The 355-nt window shown below is 50.1% G+C and carries 1 protein-coding gene; it reads right to left on the bottom strand.

What is annotated here, in order from left to right; genetic code table 11:
• Nucleotides 1-174: 174 nt before the first annotated feature.
• The coding region (locus tag F1735_RS36115; protein WP_222853204.1) for a hypothetical protein at nt 175-355 on the bottom strand (181 nt) is incomplete at its 5' end.

Genomic DNA, 355 nt, shown 5'->3' with positions numbered 1-355 from the left:
CCATTGCTGACAAACGGCACGTGAGGGCACCGCGATATCAAGTCAACAATTCAAATAACAAATTGATTTCGTCCAATAAGCCAGGAATCCGAAGGATGGTTTGCGACTTGCCATGGCAGCATTCGGAGACACATTGCCAATTAACTATAGCATGAAAAATTTCGAAATATTGCTCTAACGTTGAAATGCGGAATTTTGTACAACCGCCACCACAACAGGCGGTTTTAAAGGCGCACGCGCGGCGCGCACGCTGTCGCGCCATGACAATCCGGCTGTGGCGCCGGTAACGGCCGCATCATTCCCGACATAATCTCGCGCGTGCTCCGGTAATGTTACTTGGTGTCGATGAACAGAC

It is taken from the genome of Massilia genomosp. 1 (assembly GCF_011682185.1).
Classification (GTDB): domain Bacteria; phylum Pseudomonadota; class Gammaproteobacteria; order Burkholderiales; family Burkholderiaceae_D; genus Telluria_A; species Telluria_A rubra.
Note: the sequence above shows the minus strand (reverse complement) of the source record. Positions and strands in the feature narration are given on the sequence as shown.